The sequence below is a fragment of the Pseudaquabacterium terrae genome, from assembly GCF_013266755.1.
In the GTDB taxonomy this organism is placed as follows: Bacteria; Pseudomonadota; Gammaproteobacteria; order Burkholderiales; family Burkholderiaceae_C; genus Pseudaquabacterium; species Pseudaquabacterium terrae.
In genome coordinates this window covers 203,250-222,381 of record NZ_JABRWJ010000007.1, presented here as the reverse complement: position 1 = coordinate 222,381, position 19,132 = coordinate 203,250, and the positions used below count along the sequence as shown (strand labels likewise).

The following is a 19,132-nucleotide window of genomic DNA, read 5'->3' as shown; positions in this document are numbered from 1 at the left end:
CAACCATGTCGACCAACACCCCCCGCCTGCATGCGCTGGACAATCTGCGTGCCGTGATGATGTGGCTCGGCGTCGTGATCCACGTCGTCGTGATGCACACCGTCGGCCGATCCCCGCTGCCCTGGCACGACCGCGCGACGACGCCGCTGGCCGACTTTCTGATGGCCTTCATCCACAGTTTCCGGATGCCGGTGTTCTTCATCGTCGCCGGCTTCTTCGTGGCGATGCTCGCGCAGCAGCGCGGCCCGGGCGGGATGCTGAAGCACCGGTTTCGGCGCATCGCCGTGCCGTTCCTGGTGTTCTGGCCGCTGGTGCTCATCACGACGATGGTGATGGTGCTGCTGTACGTGCACAACGCGCACCACGGCCGCTTCGGCATCGACGAGGCGTTGGCGCCGCGCGTGCCTGGGAAACCTCTGCTGAACACGATGCACCTGTGGTTCCTCTACCTGCTGTGGTGGCTGGCGGTGCTGACGGCCGGCTGGCAGTGGGTCTCGCGCCGGCTGCCGGCTGCCGTGGCCCAGACCGCGCCGCGGCTGCTGCAGCGGCTGATCTCGCGCTGGTGGGGCCCTGTCGTGCTGACGCTGCCGCTGGTGCTGGCCAGCCTCGGCCACCCATACGGCATCCTGGCGCCGCAGGGCTCGCTGCTGCCGCACTGGAGCGAGTGGCTGCACAACGGCCTGTTCTTTGCCGCCGGCGTGGTGCTCTACGGTGCCCGCGAGACGCTGCTGCCGCTGTACACGCGGCATGCCTGGGCCTGCCTGGCGGCGGGCCTGCCGTTCTTCCTCGCCAGCGGCGCGATTGTCGGTCTGGCGCAGCAGGGACGAGCGCTGCCGCACAGCGAGGCCTGGACGGCTTTCGCCTACAACCTGACGAGCTGGCTGTGGTCGGCCGCGTTGATCGGCCTGTTCCTGCGCTACCTGCCGCGGCGCCGGCCGCTGCTGGCCTACCTGTCGGACAGCGCGTACTGGGTCTACATCGTGCACTTCCCGTTGACGGTGCTCTTTGGCGCACTGCTGTACGACGCACCGCTCGGCGCACTGCCGAAGATGCTGGCGAACATCACGTTGACGACGGCGGCCTGCCTGCTGACCTACCAGGCCATCGTGCGCGGGCGCTGGATCGGCCGGCTGCTCAATGGCGCCGCACGACCGGTGCCGCCTTTGACCGCCGGCAAGCTCGTCGATCAGAAAGCCACTTGATTTCGCGGGCGCATGCCCAAAATCCCCCGCATCCCGGAGGATTGCCCCATGCGTCTCGACAAGCTCACCACCGCGTTCCAACAAGCCCTGGCCGAGGCCCAGAGCCTGGCCGTCGCCCGCGACAACCCGTACATCGAACCGAGCCACGTGCTGGCCGCGATGCTGGTGCAGCCCGACGGCCCGAAAGCGCTGCTCGACCGCGCCGGCGCCAACAGCGCTGCGCTGAACAAGGCGATGGAGACGGCGATCAACGGCTTGCCCAGCGTGCAGGGCGGCGGCCCGGTGCAGGCCGGGCGCGACCTGGTGCAGCTGCTGCAGGCGGCCGACAAGGAGGCCACCAAGCGCGGTGACAACTTCATCGCCAGCGAGATGTTCCTGCTGGCGCTGGCCGACTCGAAGACCGACCTGGGCGGCATCGTGCGCGGCCACGGGCTGACGCGCAAGGCGCTGGAAGCGGCCATCGAGGCGGTGCGCGGCGGCGCGAAGGTCGATTCGGCCGAGGCCGAAGGCCAGCGCGAAGCACTGAAGAAGTACACGCTCGACCTCACCGAGCGCGCGCGCGCGTCCAAGCTCGACCCGGTGATCGGCCGCGACGACGAGATCCGCCGCGCGATCCAGGTGCTGCAGCGGCGCACCAAGAACAATCCCGTGCTGATCGGCGAGCCGGGCGTCGGCAAGACGGCGATTGTCGAAGGGCTGGCGCAGCGCATCGTCGCGGGCGAAGTGCCCGAGACGCTGAAGGACAAGCGCGTGCTGTCGCTGGACATGGCGGGCCTGCTGGCCGGGGCCAAGTACCGGGGCGAGTTCGAGGAGCGGCTGAAGGCTGTTTTGAAGGAAGTCGCCGCCGACGAGGGCCGCATCATCCTGTTCATCGACGAACTGCACACGATGGTCGGCGCCGGCAAGGCCGAGGGCGCGATCGATGCCGGCAACATGCTCAAGCCCGCACTCGCCCGCGGCGAGCTGCACTGCATCGGCGCGACGACGCTCGATGAATATCGCAAGTACGTCGAGAAGGATGCCGCGCTCGAGCGGCGCTTCCAGAAGGTGCTGGTCGACGAGCCCAGCGTCGAGGCCACCATCGCCATCCTGCGCGGGCTTCAAGAGAAGTACGAAGTCCACCACGGCGTCGAGATTACCGACCCGGCGATCGTCGCCGCAGCCGAGCTGTCGCACCGCTACATCACCGACCGCTTCCTGCCCGACAAGGCGATCGACCTGATCGACGAGGCGGCGGCGAAGATCAAGATCGAGATCGACTCCAAGCCCGAGGCGATGGACAAGCTCGACCGCCGGCTGATCCAGCTGAAGATCGAGCGCGAGGCGGTGAAGAAGGAGAAGGACGAGGCCTCGCAGCGCCGTCTGGGCCTGATCGAGGCCGAAACGGCCAAGCTCGAGCGCGAGTACGCCGACCTGGAAGAGATCTGGAAGGCCGAGAAGGCGGCGGCGCAGGGTTCGGCCCACGTCAAGGAAGAGATCGACCGCATCAAGACGCAGATCGAGGAGCTCAAGCGCAAGGGCGACTTCAACAAGGTCGCCGAGCTGCAGTACGGGAAGCTGCCGGAGCTGGACAAGACGCTGAAGGAAGCGCAGGCCAAGGAGACCGGCAAGAAGGGCGAGGGCAAGGCGCAGCTGCTGCGCACGATGGTCGGCGCCGAGGAGATCGCCGAGGTCGTCTCGCGTTCCACTGGCATCCCGGTGTCCAAGCTGATGCAGGGTGAACGCGACAAGCTGCTGCAGATGGAGAAGAAGCTGCACGAGCGCGTCGTCGGCCAGGATGAAGCGATCACCGCCGTCGCCGATGCGATCCGCCGCTCACGCGCCGGCTTGAGCGACCCGAACCGGCCGCTCGGCTCGTTCCTGTTCCTCGGGCCCACCGGCGTCGGCAAGACGGAGCTGTGCAAGGCGCTGGCCGGCTTCCTGTTCGACAGCGAGGACCACATGGTGCGCATCGACATGAGCGAGTTCATGGAGAAGCACTCGGTCAGCCGGCTGATCGGCGCGCCCCCCGGTTATGTCGGTTATGACGAGGGCGGTTACCTGACGGAGGCGGTGCGCCGCAAGCCCTACAGCGTGCTGCTGCTCGACGAGGTCGAGAAGGCGCATCCGGACGTCTTCAATGTGCTGCTGCAGGTGCTCGACGACGGGCGCCTGACCGACGGCCAGGGCCGCACGGTCGACTTCAAGAACACCGTGATCGTGATGACCAGCAACCTCGGCTCGCACCAGATCATGCAGATGGTCGGCCAGCCGTCGGAGCTGATCCGCGACGCGGTCTGGGCCGAGGTCAAGCAGCACTTCCGGCCCGAGTTCCTGAACCGCATCGACGAGACGGTGGTGTTCCATGCGCTCGACCAGAAGCACATCGAATCGATCGCCCGCATCCAGCTGAAGACGCTGGAGAACCGGCTCGAGAAGATGGAGATGAAGCTGGTGGTCTCGCCCGAGGCGCTGGCCGAGATCGCCAAGGTCGGCTTCGATCCGGTGTTCGGCGCGCGGCCGCTGAAGCGCGCGATCCAGCAGCGCATCGAGAACCCGGTGGCCAAGCTGATCCTCGAGGGGCGCTTCGGGCCGAAGGACGTGATCCCGGTCGACTTCAAGGACGGCGCATTCGGCTTCGGCCGCGTGGTGCACTGATGCGCCGGCATCGATCGTCGCTCGGCGCTTGAGCCCCGGCGCCGGCCGGCCGATACTGCCCGTATCGGTGCAGGCGGGCTGGACGACTCGTCACGTGACCGCGCTGCACGAAGCCGGGAGAGCATCGTGTACGCAACCATCGCGGCCGCCATCGTTTCGATGCTGCTGGCCGGCGCATCCGGGGTCGCCGCGGCGTCGGGCGACGAGGCCGGAGAGATCGTCTGGGGCGTGCTCGACTTCGCCCCGTACTCCATCCCCAGCGGCCCGCACCAGGGCGAGGGCATCCGCGACAAGATCCTCGAGGTGCTGAAGGAGCAGTTGCCGCAGTACCGTCACCGCGAGGTGCAGGCCTCGGCCGCGCGCATCTTCAGCAGCATGCAGGAGGGTCGGCCGTGGTGCATGGTCGGTGCGGTGAAGGTGCCCGAGCGCGAGGCTTTCGGCTACTTCTCGCTGCCGGCGCAGGTGCACCTGCCGCAGGGCGTGGTGGTGCGCAAGTCGCGCCTGGCGCAGTTCGAAGCGCTGGGGGAGCTGTCGATGGACAAGCTGCTCGCGCAGGCCTCGCTGCGCACCAGCTTCCACGGTGCGCGCAGCTACCCGCCGGAGGTCAGGGAGGCGATGGATCGCCAGCCGCAGGTGCGGCGCCATACGGGCGATGCCGAGCCGATCCGGATGATCCTCGCCGACCGGCTCGACTACGCGATCGAGTTCCCGCTGATCGCGTCGTACTACGCGAAGCAGTTGGGCCAGGAAGGCGAGCTGGCCGTGCTGCCGCTGAGGGAGATGCCCGACTCGCTGGCCGGCCGCGTGATGTGCACGAAGAACGAGTGGGGCGCGCGCGTGATCGAGCGAGTCGACGAGGTGCTGCGCTTGCTGCGGCCGACCCCGCGCTACCGGCTGATCAACGAGCGCTGGTACAGCCAGGGCGACGTGCAGCGCGTGCGGCGGCTGTACGAGCCGATGCTGCTGAAGAGCGACTAGGACGCTGGCCTAGAACGCATAGCCGATCTGCAGCGTCAGCGTGCGGCCAGCCTGCGGCAGGTCGTTGGCGATCAGGCCGGGCGCCAAGTTCGGCTCGCGCACGTCCTCGTCGAAGGCATTGCGCAGCGCCGCGCCGGCAAACCAGCCGCGCGCGCTGCGATCGGTCGAGAGCGTGAGGTCGAGCGTCGTGTAGTCGGGCACCGGCGGGCGCGCATCGCCGCGGGCGCGGCGGCGGTCGGCGATGTGGTTCAGCATCGCATCGAGCCGCCAGCGTCCGATGCGCCAGTCGGCGCGCAGGAAGACATCGCGCCGCGGCACGTTGCCGACGTCGGCGCCGGTGGCCGGATCGACTGCCCGCGTCACCGACAGGTGGCCGGACAGGCGCAGCTGCCGCGTCGCGTCCCATACGGCCTCGGCCTCGAAGCCCTTGCCGTGCTGGCGGCCGGTGTTCATGTAGGTGGTCCCCGGCGCCGGCGACGGATTCGGCACCGTGCGCGCGATGTCGCGCATGCGGTAGCTGTAGATGCTCAGCGTCAGCTGCAGGTCTGGCGTTGCCTGCCAGCTCGAGACCGCCTCGACCGTGCGTGTCGTCTCGGGACGCAGCGCCGGGTTGCCGTGCGCGATCGGGTTGTTGGTGGCGTACAGCTCGGAGAACGTCGGCGCGCGGAACGCCTGGCCGTACAGCACCTTCACCGTCCAGTCGACCGTGGCGTCCCAGACCAGCGCGAGACGCGGATTCGTCGTGCCGCCGGCGTCCGAGTACTGGTCGTGGCGCACGCCGGCGGTCAGCGTCCAGTCCGGATGCAAGTGCCACTCGTCCTGCACGAAGGCGTAGAGGACTTCGCGGCGCTGCGGGTAGATGAACGGCAGGTCGGTCAGCCGCACCGGGTCGTTCGGAATCGGGATCCCGCTGGCGGTGTAGCGGAAGTTGTTGGTGTCGCGCGCCATGTACATGTGCAGGTTCTCGTACCCGACGCCCAGCCGCAACGCGTGTCCGTTCCATCCGGCATAGGCCGCATGCGCCTGCACGCGCAACGAGCGTTCCGAGACCTCCGGTGCGCCGAACATGCCGTGCACGAAGACGCCGGTCGGAAAGCGCGTGCCGGGCGGAAAGATGCGCGCCGGCACCGGGAAGCGCTGCGCGAAGTGCACCCACGACACGTTGGCGTCGAAGCTCCAGTCGCTGCCGGCCGATGCCGGCGCGCTCCAGCCAAGATCGGTGACCAGCCGCGCGCCGCGTCCGCGCCCGATCGGATCGAGCGCCGAGCCCAGGCCGCCGTAGGTGCCGACGTTGTCGCGCAGCTTGTACAGCGCGCGCCAGCGCCACTGCTGCCATGCCAGCTCGAGCCCGGCGTCGAGCGCGTCGGCGGTCGCCGTCACCGGCCCGGGCGCCAGGCCGGCCTGCGTGCCGAACAGCCGGTCGTTGCGCGTCTGCGCATCGGATTCGATCGTCCTGCGCAAGCCATCGGTGCGTGCGAGCTTGGCGAACGCAGCCCAGGCAACGCCGCCGGCGCTGCCGCCCTGCCGCAGCCACGCGTCGGCGCTGCCGAAGGAGCCCGCACGCGCGGCGACTTGGGTACCGGGCAGCTCGCCGGCGCCGCGCGTGATGATGTTGATGACGCCGGAGAACGCGTCGGCGCCGAACAGGGCCGAGCCGGGGCCGCGCAGGATCTCGACACGCGCGATGTTCTCCACCGCCGGCAGGCCCGACAGGTTGCCGCGGCCGCCGGTCAGCAGCACCGTGAGCGGGATGCCGTTCTGCAGCACCAGCACCTGCGGTGTCTGCAGGCTGAAGACGCCGCGGATCACGTACAGCGTATTGCGGGCGCTCGGCGCGACGTTGATGTGCAGCCCGGCGACGGTCTCGAGCACCTGGTCCAGATCGGTCGCCCCCATCGCCGCGATGTCCTCGGCGGTGATGACCGTGGCGACCGCGGGCGCGCGGCGCAGCGGCTGGCGCATGCCTGTGGCCAGGCTGATCGTCGACTGGTCGCCATAGGCCAGCGCGAGCTCCTCGTCCTCGGAGGCCTGCACCGCTGCCGCCGGCAGCAACAACAGCGGCACGAACCAGCGGACGACGACCCTCGGCAGCGACTTCATGACCGGCCAGCATAGGCCGCCACCGCGGCGCGGACAAGGCGGGCGAGCCCCGCAAAGGTCACGCTCATCGCCGCTCGTAGAATCCGCCGCCTCGATGCGACCCGAACAACCCGCAGTGGTGATCGTCGGCATGGGCCTGGCCGGGCTCAGCGCCGCGTTGAAGCTCGCCGACGAGCGGCCGGTGCTGCTGTTGGCCAAGCGCGGCCGCGGGGATGCCGCGACGCCGTGGGCGCAGGGTGGCATCGTCGGCGTGCTCGGCAGCGACGACAGCATCGAAGCCCATGTGCGCGACACCCAGCAGGCCGGCGCCGGACTCGTCGACGAGGCAGCGGCGCGTTTCGTCTCCGAGCACAGCGCCGAGGCGATCGCCTGGCTGCTGGCGCAAGGTGTCGCACTGACACCCGACGCGCAGGGCCCGCTCGGGCTGCACCTGACGCGCGAAGGCGGCCACGGCGTGCGCCGCATCGCCCACGCCGCCGATGCCACCGGCCAGGCGATCCACGAGGCGCTGCTGACGCGCGCGCGGGCACATCCGAACATCACGCTGCGCGAGCACTGCTTCGCGGTCGACCTGATCACCTCGCGCCACGTCGGCATCGGCACCGGCGGTGCGACGGCCTGCCATGGCGTTTACGCGTTAGACGTGATGGCGCGCCGCGTGCTGGCGCTGCCGGCGGCGGCCGTCGTGCTGGCCACCGGCGGGCTCGGCCGGGTCTACCGCTACACCTCGAACCCCGACACTGCCACCGGCGACGGCGTCGCGATGGCCTGGCGTGCGGGCTGCCGCGTCGCGAACATGGAGTTCATCCAGTTCCACCCGACCTGCCTGTACCACCCGCAGGACCGCAGCTTCCTGATCACCGAGGCGCTGCGCGGCGAGGGCGCCTTGCTGCGCCTGCCGCTGCCGAGTTCGACGGAGCGCTGGGGCCCGCGCTTCATGCCCGCGCACGACGAGCGCGCCGAGCTGGCGCCGCGCGACATCGTCGCGCGCGCGATCGACTTCGAGATGAAGAAGCACGGCGTCGACCACGTGTGGCTCGACGCCACCGCGCTCGGCGAGCTGGCGCTGCGCGAGCACTTCCCGACCATCCACGCGCGCTGCCTGGCCCTGGGCATCGACATCGCGCGCCAGCCGATTCCCGTCGTGCCGGCGGCGCACTACAGCTGCGGCGGCGTGGTCAGCGACCTGCACGGCCGCAGCGACCTGGCGGGCCTGTACGTCGTCGGTGAGACGGCCTACACCGGGCTGCACGGCGCGAACCGGCTGGCATCGAACTCGCTGCTCGAATGCATCGTGCTCGGCCAGGCCTGCGCGCGCGACATCCTGGCGCGGCCGGCCGACGCGATGCCGACGGTGCCGGCCTGGGACGAGAGCCGCGTCGAGGATGCCGACGAGCAGGTGGTGATCGCGCACAACTGGGACGAGCTGCGCCTGCTGATGTGGAACTACGTCGGCATCGTGCGCAGCCGCAAGCGGCTGGAACGCGCGCTGCGCCGCATCCAGCTGCTGCAAGGCGAGATCCACGACTACTACGCGAGCTTCCGCATCACGCCCGACCTGCTGGAGCTGCGCAACCTGGCCGATTGCGCCGAGCTGATCGTCCGCTCGGCGCTGGCGCGGCCGGAAAGCCGCGGGCTGCACTTCAGCCTCGATTTCCCCGGGCCGCTGCCGGTGAGTTTTCCGACCGTGCTCAGCGGCCGCGAAGCCGCACCTCCAGCGCGTTAGGGTCAGGCGTCCGGTTCGGCCGGCCCGAGGATGCGCATCGAGTAGTCGACCGCCTTGACGTCCTTCGTCAGCGCGCCGATCGAGATGCGGTCGACGCCGGTGGCGGCGATGTCGCGCAGCTGTTCCAGCGTGACGCCGCCCGAGACCTCCACCAGCGCGCGCCCGCCCGCCAGTGCGACCGCCTCGCGCATCTGCGACAGCGTGAAGTTGTCGACCAGCACGCTGGTCGCGCCGCCGGCCATCGCCTCGGCGAGCTGGGCCAGCGATTCGACCTCGATCTGCACGTCGACACCGGCGTTCAGCAGCCGAGCGGCATCCAGGGCCGGCCCGATGCCACCGGCCGCGGCGATGTGGTTTTCCTTGATCAGGATGCCGTGCCACAACGCCAGCCGCTGGTTCTGCCCGCCGCCGATGCGCACCGCGTACTTCTGCGCCTGGCGCAGCCCGGGCAGCGTCTTGCGGGTGTCGAGCACCGCGCAGCCGCGTGGGTTCGGCGAGGCGCCTTCGATCGCCCGGACGTGCGCGCGCGTGCGCGTCGCGGTGGCCGACAGCAGCTGCAGGAAGTTCAGCGCGCAGCGTTCGGCCGACAACAGCGCGCGCGCGTCGGCGATCATCTCGACGACCGGCGCACCCGCCGTCATGTCCTCGCCTTCGGCGAACAGCCACGTCAATTGCGCGTTGGCATCGAGCGCCTTCAGGCAGCCCTCGAACCAGTCGCGGCCGCACAGCACCGCCGCTTCGCGGGTGATCACGCGGGCCTGGACGCGGTGGTCCGAGGGCACCAGCTGCGCGGTCCAGTCGCCGGTGCCGATGTCCTCGGCCAGCGCATCGCGGATGTTGCGTGCGCGGGCCGCGTCGAGGTCTTCGTTGGTCTCGGTCAGGGTCTTCATGCGGCGCCGATCTTCGGCACGAAGCCGGCGGAGCCGGCGCTCGACGTGACGCCGGCGCGGGCGGTGAACTCGAGCATGCGCTCGATGCAGCCCAGCGCCTTGGCGCGCACGTCTTCCTCGAGGTGGATCTCGCCGCGGCCGTGGTCCAGGCACTGCAGCACGCCCTGCAGGCTGTTCATCGCCATCCACGGGCAGTGGGCGCAGCTCTTGCACGTCGCGCTCGAGCCGGCAGTGGGTGCTTCGATCAAGGTCTTGCCCGGCGCCAGCTGGCGCATGCGGTGCATCAGGCCGTTGTCGGTGGCGACGATGTAGGTCTGTGCCGTGCCCTCGACCACCGCCTTCAGCAGCCGGCTGGTCGAGCCGACGACGTCGGCCAACGCGACCACCGCCTCGGGCGACTCGGGGTGCACCAGCACCATCGCGTCGGGGTGCTCGCGCTTGAGCAGCTCGAGCTCCACGCCCTTGAACTCGTCGTGCACGATGCAGGCACCCTGCCACAGCAGCATGTCGGCACCGGTTTCATCGGCGATGTAGCGGCCGAGGTGCTTGTCGGGCGCCCACAGGATCTTGTGGCCGGCGTCCTTCAGGTGGCGCACGATCGGCAGCGCGCAGGAGCTGGTGACCATCCAGTCGGCGCGCGCCTTCACCGCGGCGCTGGTGTTGGCATAGACGACGACCTGGCGGTCGGGATGTTCGTCGCAGAAACGCGCAAAGTCCTCGGCCGGGCAGCCGAGGTCGAGCGAGCAGGTGGCGTCGAGGTCGGGCATCAGCACGCGCTTGCCCGGCGACAGGATCTTCGCCGTCTCGCCCATGAAACGCACGCCGGCGACGATCAAGGTCTGCGCCGGGTGGTCGCGGCCGAAGCGCGCCATCTCCAGCGAATCGGACACGCAGCCGCCGGAGGCCAGCGCCAGGTCCTGCAGGTCGCCGTCGGTGTAGTAGTGGGCGATCAGCACCGCTTCGCCGCTCTTCAAGCGACGCGTCAACTGATCGAGCAGCGCCTGGCGGCGCGCCGGCGCCAGCGGCTCGGGCAACTCGGCCCAGGCCTGCGCGACGCAGCTCGCGCCTTCGGCGCGCTGGCGGAGGTAGTCGAAGGAAACGCGGGTCACGTGCAAGGTCCCTTGGACAGCAGGGGCGCCATCGTAGCCGAGCGGGGCTGACCGACGCGGGCCAGGGGCCTCGCGCCGGCGCGATCACGGCGTGGTGCCTGCGGGGTCCAGCCGATGCAGCTTCATCCGCACCAAGGTCAGGTTGGCGACGTTGGCATCGAGCACCGCGAACAGCAGCGGCCCCGGATGCGGGCTCAGCGGGTGCAGGATCAGGTGATGTTCGGCCAGCGTCAGCGCCAGGTCGGGGTCACCGGGTTGCAGCCCGAGCTTCAGTGCGCGCTGGCACAGCGTGTCGTACAGCGCTGCACCTTGTGCCGCGAGCACGGCGGGACCGGGCTTGCTGCCGGCGTGCGCCAGCGGTCGCTGGGTGGCGCGGTCGAAGACGCAGCAGCTGAGCATGCCGGGCAGCGCGGCGCATTCGCGCACGTACTGTTGCCAGTTGGCCTGCTCGGCGGACGGCGCGGGCTCGGCGGCAGCCGCAGCTGGCACATCGGAGCCCGGCCAGGGCAGCAGCTCCGTCGGCGCCTCCGCGGCAGGCGCCGGCGCCGGGGCCGGCGCGCGGGGTGGTGGGGCCTGCGGCGAGCCGCGCAGCTGATCCCACAGCCCGCCGATCACCGGCCAGGCGTGGGCCAGGTCGGCCTGCGGCGGCGCGGTGTGCAGCTTCATGCTGCCGTGGCGATGCAGCAGCACCGCCGGTGGCCGCGTGTCGGCGTCTTCGCCGACCGGCAGCCACAGCAACTGGTGGTTGCGCCAGGACGGCTGGCCGATCGCATCGCCGATCGAATGCAGGCGCACGGCCGCATCGGCGGCCGTCTGCGGCCCGACGAGGAACACGCCGAGCCGGCTGTGGCCGATCAGCGTGCGGACCAGGGCCTCGGCCTGATCGCCGACGGCGGTCTCGAAACGCGTGCTGTAGATGCGCACCGGCGCTGCGCCCGCGGCGCCGGGCAGCTCGACGAAGCGCAGCAGCGCCAGCGGCACCCCATAACCCTGCCGGCGTACCACCAGCTGCTGTACCGGCTTCCTGATCGCGCCGGCGACGCCCTGCAGCAGGCGCAGCGACGCGTCGATGCCGAGGTCGTGCAGGACGATGAAGTCCGACGGGTGAGCGTCGAACTGCTGCAACAGCGCTTCGGCCGGATCGCAGACGACAAACAGCTCGTGGTGCTCGGCGTCGATGCGGCGCCCGATCGTGTGCTGCTTGTTGCCGAGGTAGGCTTCTTCGTCGCCGATCAGGCGGGTGGCCGCGCCGGTCACGCGCGTCTTGGCCCAATGGTCGTCATCGGGCCGGTCGTTCGACATCGAACCCATCATGCCTCCCTTCGAGGGGGCTGACGTTCAGCGTCGGGCCGACATGGCATGCCGGGCCTGCACGAAGCCGAACGCATGTTCAACTGCATCGCGAATCGCGCGCTCGTTCTCGGCGCGTTCTCGCTCGGTCAGGAAAAAAGCCAGATCGACATCATGCCGGATATAGCGCGGCGCAACACGGTTCAATGCCACGCAAGCCACGTCGGCAAGCAGGTCGGTGTTGTCGGCCAGGCCCGGATAACGCGGCGCCGCCGAGGCAATCGCCTCGAAGACAGCGGATTCATGAATGTTATGGACGGACGAAAAGTCCATGAGCGATCCTCGCGACGGTCAGCGGATGTCGATGCTATCGGCCGGCGCGGCAGCCGGCTTGAGACGTCGACCACTGAATTGCGGAGGAATGCGCTGGCGCTAGAGCTAGACTAGATGCTTCTCGGCTTCGAGCAGACGGAAGCGCAGCAGCGCGAGGTTCGCATGCTGGCGGTCGATCAACGCGACGATGCCGAGCGAGGCGGCTTGCGGCATGGCCCGCAGCAGGGCCTGGTGCGCGCCGTTGGTGATCAGCAGCTCGTCCGGCGGCGCATCGGCCGGGCCGAGCGCGGCGATGTGGGCTTCGCGCGCGGCGCACAGTGCGGCGGCGGTGCGTGCCAGCAGGTGCTGCGAATCGGCGCGGCTGTCGGCGGCCAGCAGGTCGCCGCAGCCGAGGTTCACGAGGCCGCAGGCGAGCAGCCCGTCGGTGCGGGCGACCAGGCTCAGCGCGCGTTCGACCGCTTGCGCCTGCAGCGTCGGGTCGGCCTCGGTCAGCGGGGCCGGGGCGTCGACGTCGCCCGATTGCGGGCCGGCGGCGGCAGCTTCCCAAGCGGTCAGCACGGTGTTCCAGACCCCGGCGGCGCTGGTCAGCGATTCGGCCATCGCGGCGGTGCGCACCTGCGCCGGCCAGTCCTGGTCGAGGATGCGCTGGCGCAGCGCGGTCGAGCCCGGCGGCAGCAGGAAGACCAGCCACGGGCAATGCCACTCGGCCTGGCGTGTTGCGGCCAGCAGCGAGCGCAGCAGCGCCTCGACCGCGTGCGGCTGCATCGCGCCGATGATCACCGCCGTCAGGTGGCTGCCTTCGGCGAGTGCGTTGGAGATCTCTTCCTGCTCGAGGCCGGTGGCGCGGATGTCAGCGTGGTAGACCTTCAGCGGCGACTGTTCATGGCGCGGCACGATGGTGCGCTCGATCACCGCCAAGGTGCGCAGGGTGCCGCGCTCGCGCAGCGCGAGGCGCTCGACGTGCTGGGCCGCGGCATCGGACAACGCACGGATCACCTGGGATGCCCACAGCCCCGACGGATCGAGCAGCGTGATCATCGCGCCGGCCTGGTCGAGGTTGGCGCGCGTCGCGGCGAAATGCGCGCGCATCGCCGCGGCGGGCGAGGCGTCGACGACGACGTCGCTGATCGCTCGGTCGAGCCGGTTGGTCGGATGGCGCAGCTCGACGCCGAGTCCGCCATCGGTCGGGTCATCACGCGCGGGCGCGGTGCTCGCGGCCGAAGCGGCATGCATGCGGCGTGGGGCCAGTTCGCCGAACAGGGTGCGCAACATCTGGGACTCTCCGGGAGATGCCGGCCACTGTAGGCGGCCCCGGGGCGACGCTGTTTCTCAATGTAGGAGCAAGCAGCGCTCCCGACTGCAGCGACCGTCGCGTCAGGCAGCCGCGGCGAAGAAGCGGCGCGGTGGCTGGCCGACGGTGCGGCGAACCATCGCGGTGAAGGCACTCGGACTGGCATAACCGAGTGCGCCGGCGATCTGCGCCATCGGCCGGCCCTGCGTGGCGAGACTCAGTGCGCGCGCGAGAAACACTTGCTGACGCCATTGGCCGAAGCTCACGCCAAGTTGCTCACGAAACAGACGCGCGACGGTGCGGGCGCTGGCGCCGCTGTCGCGCGCCCAGTCCTCGAGCCTGCGGTGGCGCGCCGGATCGTCGAGCACCGCTTCGCACAACGCCCGCAGCCGCTTGTCGCGCGGCAACGCGACACCGAGGCGCAGCGCGCGTGCGCGCCGCAACTCGTCCTGCACCAGCGTCGCGAGCAGGCGCTCGCGCTTCAGCGCTTCGTCATCGAGCGCCGCGCCGTCGGCCGCGGTGTCCATTGCCAGCACCAGCGAGCGCAGCAGGTCCGAGACCTCGAGCACGCGGCAGGTGCGCCAGGCGGCCTGATCGGCACGCGGCACGCCGGCCGGTCCGCTGCGGCTGCGCGGCTGATGCAGGTACAGCGTCATCAGCGTCGCATCCTCGATCACCGTGACCGCATGCTCGACGCCGGCCGGTACCCACAGCGCGCGCGAGGCCGGCACCAGGTAGGTGCCGTGGTCGACCGTCAGCCGAATGACGCCGGTGGTCGAGAACGCCAGCTGCGCCCACGGATGCTGGTGCGGCACGACGCGCTGGTCGGTGCTGAGATGGTGCACCTTGGCGCGCACCGGGCGCAGCGGCGTCGGCACGTAGAGATGGGGCGTCAGCGGACCGATTTCGGCAGGCACGCGATTCATTGGCCGGTTCTCGACAGAAGTTGACCGCATATCGTAATCCGGCCGCCGCGCCACTGCCTACGATCGGGGCTGTCTTCCTTTCCTTGTCGAAGAATGAGCTCGCTCGCTGCTCCTCCGGTTCCGAATCTGCGCCAGGACGCCGCCGTCATCGGCCTCGTCGGTCTTGCCCATGGCGTCAGCCACTTCAGTCAGTTGCTGCTGCCGCCGCTGTTCCCGTGGCTGAAAGACGCCTTCGCAGTCAACTACACACAGCTCGGCCTGCTGCTGACGATCTTCTTCATCGTTTCCTGCGCGGTGCAGACGCTGTCCGGCTTCGTCGTCGACCGGTTCGGTCCCCGCCCGGTGCTGATGGGCGGCCTGGCGCTGATCGGCCTGGCCGCCGTGGGCTACGCGCTGGCACCGAGTTATGCGGCGCTGGCCCTGTGCTCGGTGATCGCCGGCATCGGCAACGGCGTGTTCCATCCGGTCGACTACACGCTGCTGAACGCCAAGGTGCACAAGTCGCGCCTCGGCCATGCCTACAGCGTGCACGGCATCACCGGCAGCCTGGGCTGGGCGCTGGCGCCGGCGCTGATGGTGCCGGTGGCGCTCGCCTGGGGCTGGCGCACGGCCCTGTTCTGCGCCGCGGCGGTGGCGTTCATCGTGCTGGCCGCGCTGTGGTGGCAGCGTGATCGGCTGCAGCACCTGCCGGCGGCACCGGCGGCAGGGTCGGCGCATGCCGCGGAAGGCAGCTTCGACTTCCTGCGCCTGCCGGCGGTGTGGATGTGCTTCGGCTTCTTCCTGTTCTATGCCGGCGCCTTGAGCGTCGTGCAGACGTATGCGCCGGAAGCGGCGCGCCAGCTGCACGGCGTGCCGGTGCACCTGGCCGCGGCCTGCCTGTCGGTCTACATGGTCTGCAGCGCCGCGGGCATGGTGGCGGGCGGCTTCCTGGCCACCGATCCGGCGCGCTGCGAGCGCATCGTCGGCATCGGCTTCGGCATTGCTGCGGCGGTGGCGCTGACGCTCGGCCTGGGCAACGTGCCGGCACTGGCCGTGCCGGTGCTGTTCGGCGCGATGGGCGCGGCCGCCGGCATCGCCGGGCCGTCGCGCGACCTGCTGGTCAAGCGCTCGACGCCCGAGGGCGCCACGGGCCGCGTGTACGGCGTCGTCTACTCCGGGCTCGACATCGGCCAGGCGTTGACGCCGCTGGTCTTCGGCCGATTGATGGACGGCCATGCATTCCAGGGCGTGCTGATCGGCCTTGCGCTGCTGCAGCTGGTGCTGATTGCCAGTGCCTTCAACGTGCGGCGTTTCGGCCCGGCCGCGCCGCGGCCGGTGTCGGCCAGCGCCTGACCGCTCAGACAGCGCTGCGGTGGCGCGCGATGCAGGTGTCGAGCACCTCGCCACCGTCGTGCTGCCACCAGCGGTTCGAGAACAGCTCGACTTCCGAATAACCCGCAAAGCCAGCGTCCTCGACCCAACCGCGCAGCCGCGGCAGGTGAATCACACCGTCGCCCATCATCCCGCGGTCGTTCAGCATGTCGGTGGTCGGCACCAGCCAGTCGCTGACGTGGAAGGCGAGCAGCCGGCGCCGGCCGGCGCGTTCGATCTGCTGCTGCAACTCGGGGTCCCACCAGACGTGGTAGACGTCGACGGCCACGCCGAGCGCGGGGGGGCCGTCGTCGTGAGCCGGATCCAACTGGTCACACAGGTCCAATGCCTGGCGCAGCGTATTGACGCAGGCCCGTTCGGCCGCGTACATCGGATGCAAGGGTTCGATCGCCAGCGGCATGCCGCGTGGCCGAGCATCGTCGAGCAGCGCGGCAATGCCCTCGGCCACCTGCTCGCGCGCGCCGGCGATGTCGCGGTGCGCCGGTTTTCCCGACAGCGCGCCGGGCAGCCCGCCGACGACGAGTACCAGGCACGGCGCGTTCAGCGTGCAGGCCTCGTCGAGCGCGCGCCGGTTGTCATCGCGCACCGCCTGGCGTGACGCGGCATCGCTGTACGTGAACATGCCGCCGCGGCAGTAGCCCGACAGTTCGATGCCATGGCCGCGCAGGCTGCGCGCCGTGGCATCGAGGCCGGCCGCGGCGACCTGGTCGCGCCATGGCGAGACTGCAGGGATGCCGCGCGCGGCGCAGGCGTCGAGGATCTCGAGCAGCGGCCAGTCGACGCCGCGCTGGCGCCGCACCGTCGCGGTGTTGATCGACAGCCAGCGGTGATCGTTCGAGAAGTCGCGCATCAGGCCTCTCGCCGAGCCGTCTCAAGGGAGGCCTGCGCCCCCTCGGGGGCCGCGAACGAAGTGAGCTGGGGGCCGTCATCCATACCGTGCAGCGCCAGCAGCGTCCGCATGCGCCGGCAGGCCAGGCCCGGGTCGATCAGCAGCCCGGCTGCATCGGCGAGCCGGAACAGTTCCGCGAAGTGCAGCAGCGAGCGCGCGCTCTGCTGCCCGCCGACCATCGTGAAGTGCGACTGGTGGCCATTGAGCCAGGCCATGAAGACGACGCCGGTCTTGTAGAAGCGTGTCGGCGCCTGGAAGACGTGGCGCGACAGGGGCAGCGTCGGCGCGAGGATGGCGTGAAAGCGTTCCGCATCGCCGGCCGCCAGCGCGCCGAGCGCCGCGCTCGCCGCCGGCGCGATGGCGTCGAAGATGCCTAGCAGCGCATCGCTGTGGCCGGCCGCGTCGCCGGCGATCAGCTCCGGGTAGTTGAAGTCGTCGCCGGTGTACATGCGCACGCCCGGCGGCAGGTGGCGGCGCATCGTGATCTCGTGCTCCTTGTGAAGCAGCGAGATCTTGATGCCGTCGACCTTCGCGGCGTGCGCGTCGATGACACCGAGCGCCGTGGCCATCGCCTGCGGGATGTCGTGCGATCCCCAGTAGCCGGCCAGCGCCGGATCGAACATGTCACCGAGCCAGTGCAGGATCACCGGTGCGCGGGCCTGGGACAGCAGCCGGCCGTAGACGCGCTGGTAGTCGTCCGGCCCGCGCGCGATGCGGGCGAGCGCGCGGCTGGCCATCACGATCAAGCGGCCGCCGAGCGCCTCGATCGCCGCCATCTGCTCCTCGTAGGCGCGGATCACGTCGTCGAGCGTCGCCGCATCCTGCGGCGCCAGCTGATCGGTGCCGCAGCCGCAGGCGAGCAGCGCGCCGGGCACATCGCGCGCGGCGTCGATCGAGCGCCGGATCAGCTCGAGCGAGGTCGGCCAGTCGAGCCCCATGCCGCGCTGCGCCGTGTCCATCGCCTCGGCAACGCCGAGGCCCAGCGACCACAGGTGGCGTCGGTAGCCGATCGTCGCGTCCCAGTCGAGCGCGCACTGCAGCCAGGGGTCGACCGCGGCGCGCGGATCGGCGACGACGTGGGCGGCGGAGTAGGCGATGCGGTTGAAGGAAGGTATTGCGGCCGGCTCGATCGGCAACGCGCCTTTCAATCGATAGGACTGCAAGGTCCCGTCGGCGGCCGGCAGGCGGATTCGGATGCTCATCGCCCCCCCTGCAACGACAGCGCCGGCACGTCGACCCAGCGCCGCTCGCGCCAGCTCTGCAGCGCCGCCTCGACGAGCTGCACGCCCTTGGCGCCCTCGACCAGGGTCCAGCGGTAGGGCGCATCGTCGGCCAGGTGCCGGATGAAGGCTTCCCACTGCAGCTTGAAGCCGTTCTCGTTCGGCTGCGTGTCGGGCACCGGTTGCCACTGCTCGTGAAAGCGCATCGGCTGCCTGACATCCGGGTTCCACACCGGCCGCGGCGTCGTCACCCGCGACTGCACGTGGCAGTCGGTCAGTCCGGCCACCGCGGAACCCTGCGTGCCGTCGACGTGAAAGGTCACCAGGTCCTCACGCCGCACGCGCGTCGCCCACGAGCTGTTGACCTGCGCGATCACCGGCTCGCCACCGTGGCCCTTCAGCTGGAAGGTGGCATAACATGCATCGTCAGCGGTGGCGGCATAGGGCTGGCCGGCCTCGTCCCAGCGCTGCGGAATGTGCGTCGCGCCGAGGCAGGACACCGCCTGCACCTCGCCGAACAGGTTGTCCAGCACGTAGCGCCAGTGGCACAGCATGTCGAGGATGATGCCGCCGCCGTCCTCGGCGCGGTAGTTCCAGCTCGGGCGCTGCATCGGCTGCAGATCACCTTCGAAGACCCAGTAGCCGAACTCGATGCGCACCGCGAGCAAGCGGCCGAAGAAGCCGGCCCGGCGCAGGAAATCGAGCTTGCGCAGGCCCGGCAGGAACAGCTTGTCCTGCACCGCGCCGTGCTTGATGCCGGCCGAGCGCGCGAGGTGGCAGACCTCGAGCGCCTCGGTCAGCGTGGTGGCGATCGGCTTCTCGCAGTAGACATGCTTGCCGGCGGCGATCGCCTGCGCCAGCAGCGCCGGCCGCATCTGCGTCGTGCCGGCGTCGAAGAACAGCGTGTCGTTCGGATTGGCGAGCGCCGCCGCCAGGTCGGTGCCATGGCGCGCGATGCCATGCTCACGGGCGATGGCGGCGATCTTCTCGGCGTTGCGGCCAATCAGGATCGGGTCCGGCATCACGCGGTCGCCGTTGGCGAGCGCGACGCCGCCTTGTTCGCGGATCGCGACGATCGAGCGCACGAGGTGCTGGTTCAGGCCCATGCGGCCGGTGACACCATGCATGATCAGGCCGAGGCGGTGGGTGGGCATCAAGAGCCTCCGTGGT

At 70.2% G+C, this 19,132-nt stretch carries 15 protein-coding genes; 5 read left to right on the top strand and 10 right to left on the bottom strand.

Annotated elements, in window-relative coordinates:
• The first annotated feature begins 5 nt into the window (after nucleotides 1–5).
• The 3 genes from HLB44_RS23135 to HLB44_RS23125 all read left to right on the top strand — a co-directional run bounded on the left by HLB44_RS23135 (nucleotide 6) and on the right by HLB44_RS23125 (nucleotide 4,817).
• Nucleotides 6–1,202: an acyltransferase family protein gene (locus HLB44_RS23135; protein ID WP_173127747.1), complete on the top strand. Its 1,197-nt coding sequence runs from the start codon at nucleotides 6–8 to the stop codon at nucleotides 1,200–1,202.
• 48 nt (nucleotides 1,203–1,250) lie between these two features.
• On the top strand, nucleotides 1,251–3,839 hold the full coding sequence (gene clpB, locus HLB44_RS23130; protein ID WP_173127744.1) for an ATP-dependent chaperone ClpB: 2,589 nt from the start codon (nucleotides 1,251–1,253) through the stop codon (nucleotides 3,837–3,839).
• Between the two features lie 126 nt (nucleotides 3,840–3,965).
• Nucleotides 3,966–4,817 (top strand): TIGR02285 family protein, encoded by an 852-nt coding sequence (locus HLB44_RS23125; RefSeq protein ID WP_173127742.1) that lies wholly within the window; start codon nucleotides 3,966–3,968, stop codon nucleotides 4,815–4,817.
• A gap of 9 nt (nucleotides 4,818–4,826) precedes the next feature.
• On the opposite strand, the gene HLB44_RS23120 is transcribed toward HLB44_RS23125, so the two are convergent.
• Nucleotides 4,827–6,917 carry a TonB-dependent receptor plug domain-containing protein gene (locus HLB44_RS23120; protein WP_173127740.1) on the bottom strand — a complete coding sequence of 697 codons (2,091 nt, stop codon included), beginning with the start codon at nucleotides 6,915–6,917 and terminating at the stop codon, nucleotides 4,827–4,829.
• A gap of 94 nt (nucleotides 6,918–7,011) precedes the next feature.
• Between HLB44_RS23120 and nadB the strand changes: the two genes are divergently transcribed.
• Nucleotides 7,012–8,643, top strand: coding sequence for an L-aspartate oxidase (nadB, locus tag HLB44_RS23115; protein ID WP_173127738.1), 1,632 nt, complete (start codon nucleotides 7,012–7,014; stop codon nucleotides 8,641–8,643).
• A gap of 2 nt (nucleotides 8,644–8,645) precedes the next feature.
• On the opposite strand, the gene nadC is transcribed toward nadB, so the two are convergent.
• The 6 genes from nadC to HLB44_RS23085 all read right to left on the bottom strand — a co-directional run bounded on the left by nadC (nucleotide 8,646) and on the right by HLB44_RS23085 (nucleotide 14,482).
• The gene (gene nadC / locus HLB44_RS23110) at nucleotides 8,646–9,533 is read right to left on the bottom strand and encodes a carboxylating nicotinate-nucleotide diphosphorylase (RefSeq protein WP_173127735.1); all 888 of its coding nucleotides are present in this window, start codon (nucleotides 9,531–9,533) and stop codon (nucleotides 8,646–8,648) included.
• Nucleotides 9,530–10,642, bottom strand: a complete 1,113-nt coding sequence (gene nadA / locus HLB44_RS23105) for a quinolinate synthase NadA (protein ID WP_173127731.1) — start codon at nucleotides 10,640–10,642, stop codon at nucleotides 9,530–9,532. Before nadA ends, nadC begins: the two co-directional genes overlap by 4 nt.
• Nucleotides 10,643–10,726: 84 nt before the next feature.
• Nucleotides 10,727–11,953, bottom strand: coding sequence for a hypothetical protein (locus HLB44_RS23100; protein ID WP_173127728.1), 1,227 nt, complete (start codon nucleotides 11,951–11,953; stop codon nucleotides 10,727–10,729).
• 27 nt (nucleotides 11,954–11,980) lie between these two features.
• Nucleotides 11,981–12,265 carry a late competence development ComFB family protein gene (locus HLB44_RS23095; RefSeq protein WP_173127725.1) on the bottom strand — a complete coding sequence of 95 codons (285 nt, stop codon included), beginning with the start codon at nucleotides 12,263–12,265 and terminating at the stop codon, nucleotides 11,981–11,983.
• A 105-nt stretch (nucleotides 12,266–12,370) separates the two neighbouring features.
• Nucleotides 12,371–13,537: a hypothetical protein gene (locus tag HLB44_RS23090; protein ID WP_173127722.1), complete on the bottom strand. Its 1,167-nt coding sequence runs from the start codon at nucleotides 13,535–13,537 to the stop codon at nucleotides 12,371–12,373.
• A gap of 102 nt (nucleotides 13,538–13,639) precedes the next feature.
• Nucleotides 13,640–14,482: an AraC family transcriptional regulator gene (locus HLB44_RS23085; protein WP_246312417.1), complete on the bottom strand. Its 843-nt coding sequence runs from the start codon at nucleotides 14,480–14,482 to the stop codon at nucleotides 13,640–13,642.
• A 93-nt stretch (nucleotides 14,483–14,575) separates the two neighbouring features.
• On the opposite strand from HLB44_RS23085, the gene HLB44_RS23080 reads away from it, so the two are divergent.
• On the top strand, nucleotides 14,576–15,814 hold the full coding sequence (locus tag HLB44_RS23080) for an MFS transporter (RefSeq protein ID WP_173127716.1): 1,239 nt from the start codon (nucleotides 14,576–14,578) through the stop codon (nucleotides 15,812–15,814).
• Nucleotides 15,815–15,818: 4 nt separating this feature from the next.
• Here the strand turns inward: HLB44_RS23080 and HLB44_RS23075 are convergent, their stop codons facing one another.
• Genes HLB44_RS23075 through HLB44_RS23065 form a run of 3 tightly spaced genes read right to left on the bottom strand, consistent with a single transcriptional unit; the run spans nucleotide 15,819 to nucleotide 19,116 of the window.
• Nucleotides 15,819–16,703 (bottom strand): sugar phosphate isomerase/epimerase family protein, encoded by an 885-nt coding sequence (locus HLB44_RS23075; protein ID WP_173127713.1) that lies wholly within the window; start codon nucleotides 16,701–16,703, stop codon nucleotides 15,819–15,821.
• Nucleotides 16,703–17,944 (bottom strand): dihydrodipicolinate synthase family protein, encoded by a 1,242-nt coding sequence (locus HLB44_RS23070; protein WP_173127710.1) that lies wholly within the window; start codon nucleotides 17,942–17,944, stop codon nucleotides 16,703–16,705. The genes HLB44_RS23075 and HLB44_RS23070 overlap by 1 nt, the downstream gene beginning before the upstream one ends.
• Nucleotides 17,941–19,116: a Gfo/Idh/MocA family protein gene (locus HLB44_RS23065; RefSeq protein ID WP_173127707.1), complete on the bottom strand. Its 1,176-nt coding sequence runs from the start codon at nucleotides 19,114–19,116 to the stop codon at nucleotides 17,941–17,943. The genes HLB44_RS23070 and HLB44_RS23065 overlap by 4 nt, the downstream gene beginning before the upstream one ends.
• Nucleotides 19,117–19,132 lie beyond the last annotated feature (16 nt).